This window comes from Micromonospora sp. LOL_015 (assembly GCF_048060275.1).
In the GTDB taxonomy this organism is placed as follows: Bacteria; Actinomycetota; Actinomycetes; order Mycobacteriales; family Micromonosporaceae; genus Micromonospora_E.
The window spans coordinates 188990-207108 of record NZ_JBHMIO010000002.1 but is presented as its reverse complement, the minus strand read 5'-3'; the positions used below and the strand labels follow the sequence as shown (position 1 = coordinate 207108).

7 protein-coding genes are annotated in these 18119 nt (G+C 69.4%); 2 read left to right on the top strand and 5 right to left on the bottom strand.

The features are described from left to right. Window positions 1–32 precede the first annotated feature (32 nt). The 4 genes from ACFHWU_RS03355 to ACFHWU_RS03340 are packed head-to-tail and all read right to left on the bottom strand — an operon-like array spanning window position 33 to window position 13273. Window positions 33–1004, bottom strand: a complete 972-nt coding sequence (locus tag ACFHWU_RS03355) for a hypothetical protein (RefSeq protein ID WP_416589775.1) — start codon at window positions 1002–1004, stop codon at window positions 33–35. Window positions 1005–1029: 25 nt separating this feature from the next. Then, on the bottom strand, window positions 1030–5043 hold the full coding sequence (locus tag ACFHWU_RS03350) for an Eco57I restriction-modification methylase domain-containing protein (RefSeq protein ID WP_416589774.1): 4014 nt from the start codon (window positions 5041–5043) through the stop codon (window positions 1030–1032). Next, window positions 5043–7937: a helicase-related protein gene (locus tag ACFHWU_RS03345; RefSeq protein WP_416589773.1), complete on the bottom strand. Its 2895-nt coding sequence runs from the start codon at window positions 7935–7937 to the stop codon at window positions 5043–5045. The genes ACFHWU_RS03350 and ACFHWU_RS03345 overlap by 1 nt, the downstream gene beginning before the upstream one ends. Further along, window positions 7934–13273, bottom strand: coding sequence for a DEAD/DEAH box helicase (locus ACFHWU_RS03340; RefSeq protein ID WP_416589772.1), 5340 nt, complete (start codon window positions 13271–13273; stop codon window positions 7934–7936). Before ACFHWU_RS03340 ends, ACFHWU_RS03345 begins: the two co-directional genes overlap by 4 nt. Window positions 13274–13462: 189 nt before the next feature. Between ACFHWU_RS03340 and ACFHWU_RS03335 the strand changes: the two genes are divergently transcribed. Beyond that, the gene (locus tag ACFHWU_RS03335) at window positions 13463–13666 is read left to right on the top strand and encodes a CopG family ribbon-helix-helix protein (RefSeq protein ID WP_416550916.1); all 204 of its coding nucleotides are present in this window, start codon (window positions 13463–13465) and stop codon (window positions 13664–13666) included. Beyond that, window positions 13663–14061 (top strand): type II toxin-antitoxin system death-on-curing family toxin, encoded by a 399-nt coding sequence (locus tag ACFHWU_RS03330; RefSeq protein WP_416550915.1) that lies wholly within the window; start codon window positions 13663–13665, stop codon window positions 14059–14061. The genes ACFHWU_RS03335 and ACFHWU_RS03330 overlap by 4 nt, the downstream gene beginning before the upstream one ends. Here ACFHWU_RS03330 and ACFHWU_RS03325 read toward each other — a convergent pair. Then, window positions 14051–18118, bottom strand: a complete 4068-nt coding sequence (locus ACFHWU_RS03325) for a trypsin-like peptidase domain-containing protein (protein WP_416589771.1) — start codon at window positions 18116–18118, stop codon at window positions 14051–14053. The two genes, ACFHWU_RS03330 and ACFHWU_RS03325, sit on opposite strands and share 11 nt — an antisense overlap. Between the last annotated feature and the right edge of the window lies 1 nt (window position 18119).

Genomic DNA, 18119 nt, shown 5'->3' with positions numbered 1-18119 from the left:
TTACCACCAATCTTAGCCAAACATAAGAGTCTCTAGTCAATCAGCGACGAAAACCTAGCCCAAGCCGATCCGTCGTCTTCTCGTGTCGAATCCTCCCATCCCTCATAGCGATCTTCTTCGACGCTGCGTTGATGAACGCGCCGGATCCCAGCCGCCGCCACGGATGAAGTATCTGGCAGGTTCAGCTTACAAACCGGACAATCGAAGGAACGCGCTACAAATATCACGTCTTGCACAAACTGATTATCCTCTTCATCGAACCGCCGCTTCACGGTCCGACCAGGGACAAGTAAAAGATCTCCTCGACTCTTGCAGACCGGGCAAGGATATGGCTCCTCATGATTCGGCGATGGGTCAGGTCGCAGACTGAAGGTCGACCTTCTAGCACGGACCTCGCCCTCTGTCAGGTCCGCAAAGAGATGTTTGGCTCTCAAGAACTTTTCCCGCACTTGCCTTTCTATTTCTTTGTCAATCTTGACCTGAAGAGCTGAGGCCTCACGGAGGATATCCTTGTCAACGAGATCCTCGACCGGAACGTCCAAGTGGCTACACAACACCCGCGCGACTCCCGCAAAACGCGGAAGCCACGACTCATCCGCGCTCCGCAGCGCATCGGCCGACGTGTGCAACTCGCTGTTACGCAGGTTGACGAGATAGGATGCATCAGCTTGCCTGTCCGCACCAAAGTCGTCGACAATATACTGGAGTCTGTCGATCACGTCGCTAATAGTTGCCGACTTTGGTCCCGTTCTTGAGTTCGTCCTCACGCCATTAGCATGCAAGATGCTGTCACCATTATTCAGTGCAACCAGAAGTGACGGATGAAGTTTGGCCAACGGCGCTCTAAGGAGAAATTCGAGACCAAGAAGTAGCCACAAAGAAAATTCGTCATCCACCCTATCATGGTTTGCCGAGCGCTTGAAATACAGCTCAGCCTTGGCAACAAACTCATCGTAAGACCACATCAGCTTTACCTCACAAATTGAGTCGGGTTCGCCCAGCAATTCGATCCTGGTGACCGATCCGATCTCAGTAACCTGCGCTCTGGTGGCGCGGGCCTTGGCCAGGTGGGGGGTCGAGCGGGGTTTGGTACGGCGTACCGGTGCGGATGGCATCGGCCATCGCGTCGTAGCGCTCCAGGATCAGACGCTTGGTGCGGAACTCGCCGTGTGCCCTCTCATCCTTCTCTCGGACGACCTTGAAGGTCTCCATGATGTAGTCGACGTCGTCCCGATCCACCCCGTACAGGTGGAAGTAGCAAGCATCCAACTCAGCTCGAATCAGCTCCCGCCGAGCCGGAATCCACCGGAACGGGGAACCTTCATAGCCGAGATCACGGGCAAATTCGGCCATATCGTAAGCAACATAAACCAATTCGAGCACTCTCCTGCGGATCCACATTGCGAGAGTAACGCTATCATCCCAAGGAGTCTGACTCGCATACTCACCGGGAGGCAGCAATGGGATCTGCTTCATCACATAGTACTTGAGGGAACTCCCGCCAAATTTCTGACGCACAACATAATCGGTTATCATTGAGCTCATGTTGGCCTGCAGGATCGCCGCACCATTCTCCGGCATTGCCAGAAGGAACTTGTCTCCAGCGGCAACTCGGGGAATAGCTGTGGAAATTAGAGTGCGCTCGTCGGTGCTGCGGACGATGTCACGCCAGCCGAGCAACCAGTCATGCGGCCATCGACTGAACAGACGACCATCCACCTCCGCCTTCGGCACCCAATAACGCGGCAGCGGCAACCGCACCGGATCATCGTGATCGGCATCGGCAAATCGCGGCAGTGTACCCTTGTTCAGCTGAGCTTCAGTCGCATCCTCGTATGTGCCGAACCGATGGTCGTACAGATGCGTCATCTTCGCCTCGTACAACGGCACCATCCGCTCCGAGCCTCGGACGAAGTGGTTACCTTCCAGCATCCATCCGTCTGACTCCAACACATCTCTCTTCCGGAACAGTCCGGAGTCGGTAGCCATGTTGAACAGACCTTGGCTAAACGAGACTTTCCACGGGTTTCCGTCCACTTTGTCATCTTGCCAAAGGATCGGCACTCGCCGGTAAATCCCCAACGTGATATCTGCATCTCGTCGGCTATTGAAGACCGGACACGTTCCTGTATTTGGGTTCAGGAGGCTGATCTCCTCCGGTGTCAACGAGTACGCCCGCTCGGCAATCTGGTGCACCTGGCGGACACCGAACACCAGCGATGAGTGATCGATCCTTCGATCACGACCCGATATCGAGAGCAGCGCGTAGCTGGCGCGGTTGGTGACGGCGGGGAAAAGCTTCTCTTCGTTGTCGAAGTCGAACAACGACACCAGACTCCGACGACGTACCAGGTCCTTGAAGAAGTCCTGCGTGGTCGCATCGGTAGCGATCCCGGTCGGGACGATCATGCCGAGCTGGCCGGCAGGTGCAAGGATGATGCGAGATGACTCCGCGAACATCGCATAGGTGTTGAGCCGGCCCTGGCCGGTCAGTGGATAACGTCCGGAGCTGCGGATCATGTGGCTGATCGCCTCGACTTCGCGGACAGCGGTCAGGTAGTCCCGGTACAGCGACTGATACGAGAACTCTTCGGCGTGCTCCAGTGCGGCGATCGCCTTCTTCCGCGCTGAGGCGTGGGCCGCGTTCGCGATGTGTGGCGCCGGAGCCGCGAAAAACTCTTGCTCCTTGAACTCGATTTTTTCCCACGGCGGGTTGCCGAGGACGCAGGAGAAGCCGCCCTGCCAGCCGGTGGCGTCGTTGACCGGGCCGTGGTCGGGCACCCGGAAGATGTGCGGGAACTCGATGTGCCAGTGGAAGAAGCGGAACTGCCGGTGCAGCCGCTCCACCTGCTCCTCGACCGCGGCCAGGTCCAGCGACGCCTCACCCTTGCCGAGCCGCTCCAACACCGCCTGCGTGATCGCCGTACCCCGGGAATCTGGGGTTTTGGCCTGCACGAACGCGGCGCACCAGGCGTCCGCGACCAGCCGGGCGTGACGGCGCTCCTGCTCCAGGACCTGCGCCCGTTTCGCCTGCACGTGCACGTCGGCCAGCGACCCCGGCTCGACCCGGGTGAGCTGGGCGGCCTCCTCGGCGAGCGTGGCGTTGCCGACCTGGACGCCGCCGCTCCACAACAGCTCCGTCTGGCCGCCGGCCTCCTCCGCGTTCTGCTTCTTCAACGCGGTGGCGACCTTCTTGTCGTCGCCGGTCAACGCGGTGAACGCCGCGTCCGGGATGCCGTCGGCCAGCAGCCGGGGCGTCACCCCGAGCAGCGAGTTGCCGACCCGGATGTTGGCGTCCAGGTAGCCCAACGGTCGGCCCGGCTCCATCGCCTCCAGCCACAGCGACACCTTCGCCAACTCGGCGGCCATCTCGTTGACGTCGACGCCGTAGATGCAGCGGCCGATCACCCGGCGCAGCGCCGAGCGGACCGCCAGCGGCGTCGGCTCCAACTCGTCGGTCTCCTCCGCGGCGACCCGCTTCGCGATCCGCCGGGCCGCCGCGATCAGGAAATGCCCCGACCCACACGCCGGGTCGCAGACCGTCAACTCCAGCAGCGCCGCCACCCGCTCCGGCGGGGTCGGCCGGTCGCACGCCTCGTCGATCAGCGGATCCAGCGCCGACTCCAGCAGCGACTCCACCAGCGAAGACGGGGTGTAGTAGGAGCCGGTGGTCTTGCGTTCGTTGCCGGCCAGCCGTTCCGTGCCGAACCGCCACGCTGACGCGTCCCAGCGGGGCCGCAGCTCCAGCAGCGACTCGTAGACGCTGCCCAGCTCCTCCGCGCCCAGGTGCCGGAAGTCGACCCGCTGCCGGCCGCCGCCGCGCCGCTGCGGCAGCACCGCCAGCGCCTCCACCGCCTCCAACAGATGCCGGTTCGACAGCTTCGCCGCCGCCAACGGCCGGTCCAGCGGACCCGGCTCGAACAGCCCGCCGATGCCCGGCAGACCCAGCCGGGGCTGGCCCGCCTCCCGGCCCAGCGAGTCGAAGACCAGGCGGACCGCCTCCCACAGGTCGCCGTGGCGGGAATGCCGCCGCCGCACCGCCAGGTCCCGCAGCCGGGCCGCCGAGAAGAACGTCGCGTAGCGTCGCCGGGTCGCCGCGTCCGCCCGCGGATCCAGCAGCGAATCGCGGTCCTCGGCGACGAACCAGAACAGCAGCCGGTAGATCACCCGCAGCAGGGAGCGTTTCACGTCCTCCAGGCGCAGCGTCGCGTCGGCGACCTGGCCGCGCAGCGCGGCGTTCTCCGGATGGGTCAGCAGCCCGGTGCCGAGGATCTCCAGCGCCCGTTCCACCCCGTCGCGCAGCTGCTCCAACGCGCGTTCGCCCTGCTTGGCACCGGCCGCCCGCCACTGCTCCAGCACACACGACGCCGGCCCGGCCGCCGGATCGGCCGGACGCATCCGGGACGCGTGCGCCAGCCGGTACAGCAGCACGAAATCGGCGAACAGCTCCCCGTCGAAGATCGCTTCCAGGTCGAACTCGATCGACGCCGAGCCGACCAGCGTCGTCGAATCCCGCAGCAGCCGCAGCTTCTGCCCGTTGGACAGCACCGCCCACAGGTGCCGGTCGCTGCGGTTCAGCAGCTGCTGCACCATCGAATGCGGGGCGGCGCCGGCCGCGCCGCGCACCCGCGCCGTCCGCCGGTCCAGGTCCACCCCCCAGCCGAGCAGATGCACCGGTACGGCGTCCCACCGGTGCGACACCGGGAACGTCAACTCGTCGACGGCGATCCCACCGGTCACCGGCGTCAACGGGTCGAAACCCAGCTCCCGCAGCAGCACCAGCAGCCAGCGTTCCCGGGTCAGCCGGGCCGGTGCGCCGTCGCCGGCCCGCTCCCGCTGCCGGCTGAAGTCCCGCCACACCTCCTGCAGGTAGGCGAACGACCGGTTGGCGTAGCGGCGCACCGACTCACCCGACTGCAGGCCGTACGCGGCCGGATCCATCCCCGGCAGCTCCCGGTCGCCGTGGCCGATGCGCTGCAGCAGACCACCGGGCAGCAGACCGCCGTCGACCCGTACCGCCGGATAGATGCCCGCGCCGCTCATCACTGCTGCCCTTCGGGGAGGTAGAGGTAGACGCCGAGCACGTCGGCCGGTTTCTGCGCGGTCACCGTGACCTGCCGGCGGACCCGCTGCCCGACCGCCTCCCGGACCCGCAGATGCGCGGCCCGCAGCCGGTCGGCGAGCTCGTCGGCGGTGGCCGACAGATGGTCGGTGACCGCGTCGAGCTGGCCGACGACCCGGGTCAGCAGCGGTGTCGCCGTGTCCGGCAGCACGTTGCCGGTCGGGGTCGCCGACAGCAGCGCCGCCGTCTCCTCCTCGGTCAGCCACTCGGCCGCCCGCGGGGCACCCCGGAACGCCAGCACCCGCGCCTCCTCGGCGACCATCGGACGCGGCTCACCGCCCGCCGCCGCGCCGGCCGGCAACGTCAGATGCAGCCGGAACCGCACCAGCAGCAGCGTCGTGCGTTTCGACACCGCAGCCGTACGCATCACCCCGGCCCGCCGCGCCGGCCGCTTCTCCGCCGACAGCTTGTCCGCCGGCAGCGACGGATTCAGCGCCGACTCCAGCACCTGCCGGGCCAGCGCCGACACGTACGGGTCGGTCCGGTCCAGATGCGCCGCGCCCGGCGGCGTCGGCAGCTCACGGCGCAGCTGCAACACCCCGGCCTTGCCCTGCCCCGCCTTCGTCGGCCGGGACGGGAAGGCGTCGGTGACCTGGCCGGGCAGCCCGGCCAGGTCGGCGTCGAACCCGTACGGCCGCTCGACCACATCGGCGCCGAACGCGGCCAGCGCGGTCGCCGCGAACTCGGCCACCTCGGCCGGAGTGCCCAGACTGGCCCGGATCTCGGCCAACTCGTCGGCCACCTCGGCCGGTTTGATCGCCCGCTGGGCGTACTTGGTGCGCGACTCCTTCTCCCGCTCGGCCGCCGAGTCCCACTGCCGGTGCAGCTCCTCACGCGGGCCGGCGGCCAGCGCGTCGATGGTCAACTGCTCCGGCTGCTCCGGCGCCACCAGCAGCTCGTGGGCGATCGTCTGCAACACGTCGTCGCTGGCGTCCGGCACCGGCACCGAAATGCCCAACGTTTCGCGGATCCGGTTGTGCTTGCGCAGCAGCACCTTCAACACGATCTCGTCGATCCGGTTGTCCGCGCCGTAGATCATCACCGCGCGTACCGTCGGGGCGACCTGGCCGAACCGGTCGACCCGGCCTTCCCGCTGCTCGTGCCGGGTCGGATTCCATGCCAGGTCGTAGTGCACCACCGCCTGGAACCGTTCCTGCAGGTTGACCCCCTCGGACAGGCAGTCGGTGGCGACCAGCACCGGGCGGCGGCTGGTGTCGGCGGTCAACTCGGCGATCCGGGCGGCCCGCTCCTCCGGTGGCAGCGCCCCGGTGACGCAGCCGACCGCGAAGTTACGGCCCAACGCCGCCTCCAGCCGCTGCGCGACATACTCGGCGGTGTCGATGTAGCGGCAGAACACCACCGGGTTGAAGCCGTCGCCGAGCAGCGTCTTGACCTCCTTGACCAGCAAGGTCAGTTTGGCGTCGCCGGCTCCGGCCAGCGCCTCGGCGCGCCGGGCGAACTCCCGCAGCCGGCGCTGCTCGGCGCTGCCGCCGCCACTTTCTGCTCCTGGGTCCGCGCCCGGGGTCGCGTCCGCCGACTCCTGGGTCTCGTCGTCGGGCAGGTCCAGCACCGCCGCCCGGCCCAGGTTGTCCGCGTCCTCGGCGCTGTCGGCGTCGGCGTTCGCCGCCCGGGTCCGCAGCGTCGCCGCCGCAGCGGCCGGCGACGACGCCAACGCCCGCAGCAGCGCCAACGCCGACCAGTAGCGCACCCGCTGGCGCACCTGCCCGCCGAGCGGATCCCGCACCACCTGCCGGGCGTACGCCACCACGTCGTCGAACAGGTCGCGGTACTCGCCGGACAGCCGGTAGGCGCGCTCGGCGGTGTGCCGGTCCTCCGGGAACGGGGTGTCCTCCAGGAAACCCCGGATGTCGGCGCGGCGACGCTGCACGAAATGCCGGGCCAGCCGCTCCCGACCCGTCACCTGGTGGAGATCCACCGTGGCCAGCTCCGGATCCAGCAGCCCCAGCAGGTTGCGGAACCCGGTGTCCTTGCCGCTGTGCGGCGTCGCCGTCACCAGGATCAACTGCCGGGCCGGGTCGGCGGCCAACCGGCGTACCAACTCGTAGCGCAACATCCGGAACTTGCCGGCCCGCCGGTCGTCGTCCGGCACACAGCCGTGCGCCTCGTCGACGATCACCAGGTTGGGGCAGCTGCGGACGAACTGCTCGCGCAGCTCCGCCCGCTTGATGAAATCGGTGGAAACCACCACGTGCCGGTAGCGGTCGAACACCGAATCGGTCGAGCCGACCAGCGACGCCTGCAACCGGCGTACGGTGCCCGGCAGCACCAGCTCGGCGGCGATGCCGAACTTGGCCGCCAACTCCCGCTGCCACTGCTCGGCCAACGCCGGGCTGCACAGCACCGCCAGCCCGTCCGCGTCACCCTGGGCCAGCAGCTCGGCCGCGATCAACCCACTTTCGACGGTCTTGCCGATGCCGACGTCATCGGCGATCAACATCCGCACCGGATCCTGACGCAACGCCATCAGCAGCGGCACCAGCTGGTACGGCCGGGGCTCCACCGCCACCGCGCCCAACGACCGGAACGGCCCGCCGGAGGAGCGGAACCCGATCCGCAGCGCCGTCCGCAGCAGGCCGGCCCGGCTGGCGTTGCCGGCATCGGTCGGATCCGGGTACGCGAACGTCGCCGACCGGACCTCCTCCACCTCCGGCAGCACCGCCGCGCGTTCGTCGTCCGCCCCGCCGAGCGGACGCAGCACCAGCACCTCCGGCTCCGACTCGGGCAGCACCACCCACTCCCGGCCCCGCGCCGTGACCAACGTCCCCGGCTCGAACCGCTGCGCCGCCACCGTCACGCACTGCCTCCCTGCCGCCGCCCGAACACACCGGGATACCGATCCACCACGCCCTGCCAGTCACCGGCGGTCACCCGGATCGGGGTCCAGCCGGCGTCGATCACACTCTCCTCGGCGTCCACGTCCCGCCCGGCACCCGGCTGCGCGCCCGGCTCGTCGACGAAAACCACCGCCCGCTGCTGCCGGTAGGTCAGATCCGGGCTGGCCCCGGCGACCGGTTCCGCCACCGGATCCGGCCCCCGGTACGACTCGCGCGCCAGCCAGGCCACGAACTCGGCAACCGACCCGCCGACGCTACCGGCACCAGCCGGCCCGTCGCTGCCCACTGGTGGGCAGTCGCCGCCCGGCGTCCGGCCGGTCGCCGGCTGGTCGGTCGCCGGCTGGTCGGTCGCCGGCTGGTCGGTCGCCGGTCGCTCAGCCGTCGCCGCCGCCGACGCGAACGACACCAACAGCTGCGCCACCAGGTGCCGGTTGATCCGCCGGTGAAACCCCTGATTCGAGTACGACAACAGACAGTCGTAGCAGCCCTGGACACAGTGGTCGGCCCCGGCGTCCGGCTGGTCCACATCGACACCGGCCGGGTCGAAGTGCGCGATCTCCAACGCCTTCGCCGCCACCCGCGCGACCGCGTACGGCTCCTCGACCAGCCGACGCAGCACCCCCGCCCCGCCCTCGGCGCTCTCGATGAACAACATCCGGCCACGGTCATCCGGATCCGGCAGCAGCTCACCGGTCAGCTCCGAATCCTCCAGCTGGAAATGCGCCTCGATGCCGCGTTCCACCGCGTACAGCAGGGTCACCGCCATGTCGTCGGACACCCGCTCGGCCAACCGCAGCACCAGAATGTTGCGCCGGTCCTGCACGTACGGAATTACCCGCTCCGGCGCGGCCACCTTGTCGATCCCCGTGATCGCCGCCTCATCCGAGGTCAGCTCCTCGTCGTCGGCCCGGTTCTTCTCCGTCGCCTTACGCTCGGACAGCCAGTCACCGGTCGCCGGATCCAGGAAGAAGCCCCGGACGCTGGCCTCCTTGCGGCGGCGCAACCCCAGATTGGCCCGCCGCACCGTCGCCGCGTCGCCGTAGACCAGCTCAGCCAGCGGGCTGCCGTCGGCGGTGGTCACCGTCGCCGTCAACCGGCCCGGCCGCCGACCGTGCTCATGGAAGCGGTACGACGTCTCGATCTCGAACAGCGACCGACGCCGCTCCTCCTCATCCGACGAGATCCGCTCCCGCCGCTGCGTACGGACCGTGTACAGGCGCAGCAGATTGGTGTCCGTCGCACCCAGCCCCTGCCCGCAGTTCACACACACGTCCCAGCCGACCTCGTCGTCGTGCAGATGCCCGCACTCGGCGCACCGCCGCGCCGACGAGGTCAACACCCCGTCGGCGTTCGACGCCACCTGATGCAGCTGCACGCCGCGCACCAGGTAGCGGGCGCCCTCGTGGTAGATCAACGCACCCGGGCCGAACTCGCTGATTCCGATGAACCGGGGTCGGTGGATGTAGTCGCCCTTGCGCCCACCGGCCAGCCCCGGCACGTACGCGGCCAGCGGCAGCCGGGGGAACGAATAGCCGGGCAGGAAGCCCTCCGACGCCAGGTAGCGGAACGTGTAGAAGTCGGTCTGCGGCTCGTCGGAGTCCTCGTTGGCCAACAGGTTCAGCTGCACCCGGGCGTCGTTGGCCCGCCGGCTCGCCTCCTCACGTGCCTTGCCGGTCACATTGGTGTCCACCGCCCGACGGTTCTGCACCTCGTACTCGCGCAGCGCCGCCTGGTAGAGCTGCCGCCAGCGGCCCAACGCCGCGTCGAACTCGTCGTACGCCTGCTCCACCGTGTCGGCGACCCAGCGGTCCCGCCACCAGGGTGCCCCGGCAAGCGCCCCGCCTGGGGTCCCACCGAACGCCCCGCCGACATCGCCGGCCAGGACCGCTTCCGCGCGGGCCAGCGTCCGCTTACGGGCATCGTCGTCGCGCAGCTTGCGGACGAACTCCGGCCGGATCCGCAGCGCCGGGGCCTCCCCACCGGTCTCCAACAGCCGCACCAGCGAACTGGGCAGCTCGGCACCGGTCTCGGCCAGCCAGATCGCCTGCACGTGTGACCGCACCAGATCCTCGTTGGCCAGATCGAGCCGGGGCGCCTGCACCGCACCGCCGACCATCAGCTGCGGGCGTCGAAAATAGAACTGGTCGTGCGCGTTGCCCGTCGAGCAGTAGGTGACCACCAGCGCCGGCTGCCCGGACCGGCCGGCCCGCCCGGCCCGCTGGGCGTAGTTGGCCGGCGTCGGCGGCACGTTACGCATCGCCACCGCGTTGAGGTCCTTGATGTCGACGCCCAGCTCCATCGTCGGCGAGCAGAACAGCAGCGGCAGCGCCGCTTCCTGGAACTGCTTCTCCCGCTTCTGCCGGTCCGCCGCCTCCACCTGGGCGGTGTGTTCCTTCGCCTGCAACCCGGCCAGCAGATGCGAAGTGTCCCGGTACAGGTCCCGGAAGAAGGTGTTGACCCGGGCACCGGCCTCACCGGAGAGCACCTTGCGGACCCGGTCCTCCGCGCCCACCGTGCCGTCCCCGGCCTGCCAGATCAGCGCGTCCGACTTCAGCCGGTAGCCGCTGACCAGGTCGTCGCCGTCCGGCGGCACCTCGATGACCAACGTGGCCTCGGCCAGCACCGCCAGCAGGTCGCGGATCATGTCCTGCGCGTCGGCGACCGTGCAGCCGTCCTTGCCGTACTGGCGGATCAGGTACTTGCCGAACGCGCCCCGGCCGGACAGGTGCAGGTGCAGCAGTTTGCGCCGCTCACCCTTGCCACTCGGCTTCGGGAAGGCGACCCCGGCGACGACCGCCCGCTCCCGTTCACCCAGCTTCCACGGCTCGGCCAGCTGCTGGCGGGACAGCTGGTCGATCTCGTTGAAGCCGCTCTCGGTCAGGCACCGTACGTCGATCGCCAGGTTGCGGCGCAGCTCGTCCAGCAGTGTCGAGGCCACGTCGTGGCGGCGTTCCGGTTTGTCGTCGCGCAGCAGATGGTGGCTGCGTGACCAGATCTCCTCGTCGACGGCGACCTCGTCGAGATAGCGGTAGCCGATCCGCAGCAGGCCGGTCTGCTCCAGATTCGGCATGGTGACCCGCCAGCCGCGTTCCAGATCGAGGTAGAGCCGGTAGTTGACCACCTCGCGCAGCGCCCGCCAGATCTCGTCCTTGCCGTACCGCACCTCCGGTGTCCGGGCGAACTGCCCCAGCTCCAGGCGCAGCGCCTCGGTGACCCGCTGCGCCACCCGTTCGTGGGTCAGCCCGTCCGGAGTTGCCGCCACCGCCCGGTAAAGCGCGCCGCGCAGCTGCACCACCTGGACGAAGTCGTTGAAGTGGCCGGCCTGCAGCGAGGCGTCCTGCCGGTTGTCGACGAAGGCGAGCAGCTTGCGGGCCTCCGCCGGCAACTGCGGGGCGGCCCGCAACGCGCGTACCACGCTCGCCCCGACCACCGACAACGCCGAACTGCGGCCCTCGACGGACAGCTTCGCCAGCTGGGCGAAATCCTTGCCGCGCTGGCGTTCGTAGGACACCTGGCAGCGCAGACAGAACCGGAACGGCGACGAGATCCAGGCCGCCGGCACCCCCTGCCCCGGTGCCTGCTCGGTGCCCATCGGGTCGAGATACACCAGCTCCGGCAGGTGGCGTTCCTTCGTCGGGGCCACGATGGTGCGGCCGTCGTCGGCCAACAGCGTCCACGAGTACGGCAGCCGGGCGTCGCTGAGCACCGTGTCGAGATCCGCCGGCCACGGCTGGTCGTCGCTGATGTAAAGGTAGCCGGCGTCACCGGTGGCCGACTCCACCTCGCTGCCCGCCTCGAAGCCGTGGTCGGCGCGCCGGACGATCAGATAGTCCTGGCCGCATTCGCGGCAGAAGGCCAACGGCACCAGCGCCTTCGCCTGGTCGACCGTGCTGGTCGGGGAGAGCGCCTGGTAGCGGCTGGTCACATGCCGCACCGACGGCGGCTCGATCGTGGTGTAGACGTTGTCGCCCTTGGACAGGAACTGGTGCAGCCGGAACGCGAAGAACGGCCGCCCGGTCCCCGGGTCGTCGAGCCCCGCACCGGCGGCCAGCACCGCCTCGATCGCGGTGGCGCACTCCCGGCCCGGCACCCCGGTCAGCCCGGCGAGCAGATCCGCGGCCTGCGGGACCGTCCGGGGCCGGCGCAGCCGCACCGGCCGGCCGGTTGCCGGGTCGGGCTCCACCCCGAACGCGCCCTCGACCCACGCCGCCAACGGATCGGTACGTAACCCGTCGACGTCCGGCCGTGGCGGCTCGACGGCGGCCCACCGCAGGACCCGGCCGCGAAGACCGGCGGGGTCCGCGCCGGCACCCGCCGGCACCCCGGTGGCCGGTGCGCCACCGGCCGGCGCTCCGGTGGCCCGCTCCAGCGTCTCGACGATCACGTGGCCGGGGTCGACGGTGGTGCCGAACAGTCGGCTCGCCACCTCGGCCACCTTGATCCGCTGGTCGGTGCCGGTGGTGTCGGAGGCCATCGTCGCCGAGGTGCCGACACACTGCACCTGCGGCGCGGCGAAGGCGTCCCGGGCCCGGCGGACCAGGAACGCCACGTCGGCGCCCTGCCGGCCGCGATAGGTGTGCAGCTCGTCGAGGACCAGGAACCACAGGCCACGGGCGGCCCGGGTCAGCGGCCCACGTTCGGCGTGCCGGGTCAGCACCAGTTCCAGCATCACGTAGTTGGTGAGCAGGATGTCCGGCGGGTCGGCGAGGATCCGCCGCCGCTCCTCGGTGTTCTCCTGCCCGGTGTAGCGGGCGAACCGCACCGGCGGGGCCCCGCCCGGCAGGCCCCAGCTGAGGAACTTCGTCAGCTCGTTGAGCTGGCTGTTGGCCAGCGCGTTCATTGGATAGACGATGATCGCCTTCACCCCGGGCCGGTAGGTGCCGTCGGCCTTGGCCCGCAGCACCCGGTCGACGATCGGCACGATGTACGACAGGCTCTTGCCGGAACCGGTGCCAGTGGTCAGCACGTAGCTGTGCCGGTCCCGGGCGATCTCGATCGCTTCCCGCTGGTGCTGGTGCAGCCGCAGCGGCCGCGCCCCCGGGTCGTCCGGCTGGCGCTTGATCCGGAAGATCCGCTCGTTGTCGGGGTGCAGCAGGCCCTGCTGCACCAGCTCGTCGACCCTGCCGCCGGAGGCGAAGTTGGGATTGAGCGACAGGAACGGTGCCGGCCACTGGTAGCCCAGGGCGGTCAACTCCGCGAGGTGTTCGGCGATCTTCGGGTCGCGGGGGTCGACGAAACTGGACGTGAACTCCTTGTAGTCCTCGATGAGCTTGTCGCGTACATCGAAGACGTCCACCGCTGCTCCCCGGCCCGGCACCACTGACAGTCCGTCGATTCAATCACCGCCCGGGTACGCACGGTAAGTCCCGCCATCTGGTGCATTTCCGACCCGATCATCCGACTCGGCAACGCCACCCGGTTGATCCACTCCAGGTCACCGGTCCGCCGCAGGGCCAGTGTCACTTGTAAGTCGTATGATTTTCCTATGATTACCACAGTCAACCTGCCGGACGATCTGCACGCGCGGCTCAAGCAGATCGCTGAGACCGAGCACCGGTCGGCCAACGCCACCATCGTCGTCGCGATCGAGGAGTACGTCGCGAGGCACAGCAAGCGCTCCAAGGTGCGTGGGTTGGCCGCAGACGTGGCCGAGCGCCACCGCGAACTGCTCGACCGACTGGCCCAGTGACCGTCCACCTCGACGTCGAAGACCTGCTGGAGATCGGCTCGATCGTCTTCGGCACGCCAGTCAAGGTCCGCGACTACGGGCTGCTCGCCTCCGCCGCCGCCCGACCGACCACGATCGTCTTCGGGCAGGAGGCCTACCCCGACCTCGCAGGAAAGGCAGCCAGTCTGCTGCACTCGATCTGCGGCAACCACGCACTCGTCGACGGCAACAAACGCCTGGCGTGGGCCGCCGCGCTGGTCTTCATCAACCTCAACACCGGGACGCCGATCCCGGACGTCGACGTCGACCGCGCTGAGGAATTCATGCTCGCGGTCGCCGACGGCACCCTGCACGAGGTCGATGCGATCGCCGCAGAGCTGCAACGGCTCGGGCTCCTCGATGCACTCAACTCGTGATCGTGAGCGCCAGCAGGCCCTGGTCCAGCCCGATCAGTAGCGTGTCGTCGACGGTGCAGCAGGCCAGCGCTGGATGGAGCACGGGAATCGTGCGTACCGCGCGAGCGGTCGGTGGGTCCCAGACCCGGACGGTGCGGTCGTGGCTGGTCGAGGCGAGCAGGTCACGCCCACCCACCCGGACCAGGCTAAGCCCGGTCACCGGCCCAGTGTGCCCGGTCAGCCAGTGGATCGGCTGACCCAGCTCGGCGTCCCACAACCGGATCGTGTGGTCCGCGCTGGCCGATGCCAGCGCCGGACGGCCGGCGACCACGAGCCCGCAGAGTGCGTTCACCGCGTCCTGATGCCCCTGCTGCGACCAGAGCTGCGTGCCGTCGGTGTCCCAGAGCATGACGGTGCCGCTCTTGTCCGCGGAGGCGAGCAGCTCGCCGGCCGGCCCGGCGACCGTGGCCAGCGTCGTCACCCAGGCCAGGGTCACGTGCCCGAGTAACACCTGGCGCACGTCGCCCGAGTACGGACGCCACAGCCGGACAGTCTGGTCGTCACCGGCAGAGGCCACCAACAGCTCCGCGTCGTGCCGCACCGGGCAGACGGCGGCGACGCGCTCGTAGTGGCCGTTCATCTCCCCCTGCAGTGTCCCGTCCCGCGCGTCCCACAGCTTGACGGCTCGATCATCGCCAGCGGTCAGGATGCGCGGCTCCTCCTCGTCGGGTACGACACACAGCGCATTGACCGGGCCGTCCGACGCCCGGAACTCGCGCAGTTGGGCACCGGTGACCGCGTCCCAGATCCGTACCTGCCCGTCCAGTCCGGCGGATGCGACCAGCCGGCCCTCGGCGCCCGGCACCGGGCACACCGCGGTCACCGCCCCGATCCGGTCGTGCTCGGCGACCGCTCCCGGCGGTCCACCGCCCGGGTCCCACAGTCGCACGGTGCCGTCGTCGCCGGCGGTGGCGAGCATCCGGTTGTTCGCCGTCGGCAGCTCGCAGACCGCCCGGATCCAGCTGGCATGCCCGCGCAAGCTCGGTCGGGGGATCCAGGTCTGCTGCGGGGCGCCGGTCGGCACCTCCCACATCCGGATCAGTCCGTCCTCACCGGTCGAGACCAGCAGACAGCCGTCACTGGTATCGACTGTGCACAGATCGGTCAGCGGACCTCCGGTTCGCAGGACCTGGACGCACGCCCCGGCCACGGGATCCCAGATTCGCACCGTGCCGTCATAGCCCGCCGAGGCGAGCAGGGTACGGCCGGGGGTACGCACCGCGTACAAAGTGTTGACCCAGCCGAGGTGACCGGTGAGGACTCCGGTCGGCTCCCCACCGGTCGCTGGGTCCCACAGCCGCACCGTGCCGTCGTAGCCGGTGGAGGCGAGCAACTGTCGGTCCCCGACAGGAACGTGGGTCACCGCCGTCACCCAGCCGGTGTGCCCGCTCAGCACATGGCCCGGTCTGCCCGTGCCCGGATCCCACAACCGCACCGTCCGGTCGTCACCGGCGGAGGCGAGCAGGTCACCGTCGGGCATTGGGATCGCGCAGATGTTGCGTACCCAGTCGCCGTGGCCACGCAGCTCGTGCCGGCGGTGCCCGGAACGCGGGTCCCACAGGCCGATGGTGCCGTCGTGGCTGGCCGTGGCGAGCAGCACCTCACCGGTGGCGAGGCGCACCGCGCAGACACCGTGGATCGTGTCGTCGTGGCCGGTGAACGTCTGCTCGGCCTGGTTGGTCAGCGGATCCCAGAGTCGCACCGTGCCGTCGTCGCCGGCCGAGGCGAGCAGCCGACGCCCGTCGATGACGATCGCCGCGACGTCGTAGACGGCCTCGGAGTGTCCGTCAAGGATGCTGCGTTCCTGCCGAGGCGGGGTGTGCGCCCAGCCTGCCCGGTACGGGGCGGCCGCCGCCGTGATCCCGTTGTCCAGGCCGTCGAGCCGGTCGACGACGGAGAACAACGCCGCCCGCTCAGCCGGTGCGGCTGCCACCGCCAGCGGGGTCCGTTGCAGGAGCCGGGCACGGGTGACGGCGAGCGGCGCCTCGGCCGCGTCCGCCACCGTGAGCAACCGGTCCAGGTGGGCGTGCAGCAGATAGTCGTCGTCGGTGAGCAGCTCGTCGACTGCGCCGGCGCCGGCCGCGTGCTGCGGCAGCGACCGCAGCAGGTAGTCGAACGCTGTGGCCCATCCGGTAGCTCGCGCGATGGTGGTCCAGTTCGCCAGCAGCCGGGCGTGGTCGTCGCACCGCGAGGCCTGCGCGTCGCGATCGGCCAGCAGCGCGTCGTTGAGCGCCTGGTGGAACAGCCGGTACGCGGGCTGAGCGCCGCCGCCCGTTTCGACGAGGAAGTTCGCCGCCGAGGTACGCGCGAAGTCCGCGAGTTCCGGCTCGGTGACCGCTCCGCCGAGGGCTTCGATCGCGGACTGCCACAACGGCAGCGGCAGTCCCGGCGTCTCGGCGTACGCCAGGGCGGTCAACGCCAGCCGGGCCGATGTCCGACCGGCGGTCGGCAGCCCGGCCAGGTAGGTGTCCAGGGCGTGCGCCACGGTAGCGGTGAACGACACCTCGTCCGGGTCGATCGCGGTGTTGTCGCGCAGTGCGTGAGCGCGGGCGACCAGGCCAGCGACCAGGAAGTTTCCCTTGGCGAGCGCGGCGATGCGGCGGGCGAGCGGCGCGGCGACGGTCGGATCGGCGTACGGGTTGCCTGGTCGTTCGGCACCGATCAGTTGCAGCGTCGCCTGAGCGTAGTCGGCCAGGTCGGATTCGGCGAAGTACTCGGGCGCGTCCAGGTCGACGAGTTCCGCGTTACCGCCGAAGCGGCTGATCAGGTCACCGTGATCGTCAGAGCGCCGGGTGCCGATCACGATCCGCAGGCCCCGAGGGCCACAGTCACGGGCCAGGGGCATCAGGATGTCGTCGATCACCATGCGCGCCTGCGCCGGGTCGGTCGCCTCGTCGAGCGCATCTAGGATCAGGGTGAACCGGGTCCGCCGGTGGTTCAGCTGGTCACGCACGGCAGGCATCAGATCAGCCGGTACGCCGGGCAGCTCGACGGCGACGGCACGGGCGATCTCGGCGGCGACTTCGAGGGCGGTCTTGCCCTTGACATGAACCGCGCAGGAGACCGCACCGACCGGAGCTCGGACGGCCACGTCGGTGTCGGCCAGCTCCCCGCTGATCTGCTGGTCGGCGGTGGTGACGATCCGCCCGAGTACGGCTGACTTGCCGACCCCCGGCGACCCGGTGACGATCAGCGGCCGGCGGACCGGTTCGGCGCTGTCGATCCAGTCAACGATGCGGCGCAGGGCGGCGGCCCGGCCGCGGAACCGCGCGCCGCCCTCGGTGTCGACCGCGACCCCGCGTGCCCTGGGCAGCCAGTGTCGGCCAGCCTCGCCGTCGGTGGCCAGGGCCCATCCCCAGGCGGCGAGGGCGGCGTCGTCCGCGTCGGCGGCCCGCCAGGCGGACAGGGTCGCCAGCTTCATGTCCGGTAGTTGCTGGTCGGCGTAGTGCAGGGTCACGGCTTGGCCGCCGCCCTGAGCGTCAGCGGTGACAACGACGCCGACCACCGCCTGGTACTCGGATGACCAGACCGCACCGCCGCTGAACCCTTTGCTCAGCTGGGTGGCCGGCGAGGTGTGGATCATGACGCGGCCCCACCCACCGGGCTGGCCGACACTACCTTCGGCATGGCAGCCGCCGACCACGTGCGTCGGGAACCCGTACGTCCAGTAGGTACTTCCCGCCAGCGGCTTGGGGGGCAGACAACGAAGTCGGGCCGGGGTCACCGAGGCCGGCACCCGCTCCACGAGTTCAAGCATGACCAGGTCGACCTTGGCGCCCCGCATTCCGTCGTGCGGGCATCCGCCGATCCGGCGGCGGTCGAACCAGGTGACCTTCTCGGCCAGTGGAAATGAGATCCAGAGGTCGTCGTACAGCTGCCCGTCGTTGCCGAACGCGACATGGTGGCAGGTCAGCACCAGGTTGCTCTCCACAACGACGCCGGTACCGACGGGGGTGTCCTGGTGCTGCCCACGGTGCAGGGCGACCAGCCAGGAGCAGTCGTCGGGTCCTGCGGTCACC

Excerpts from the sequence above, each read along its gene's own strand:
- ACFHWU_RS03350 (WP_416589774.1), bottom strand. The coding sequence starts at position 5,043 with ATGAGCGGCGCGGGCATCTATCCGGCGGTACGGGTCGACGGCGGTCTG.
- ACFHWU_RS03335 (WP_416550916.1), top strand. The coding sequence starts at position 13,463 with ATGATTACCACAGTCAACCTGCCGGACGATCTGCACGCGCGGCTCAAG.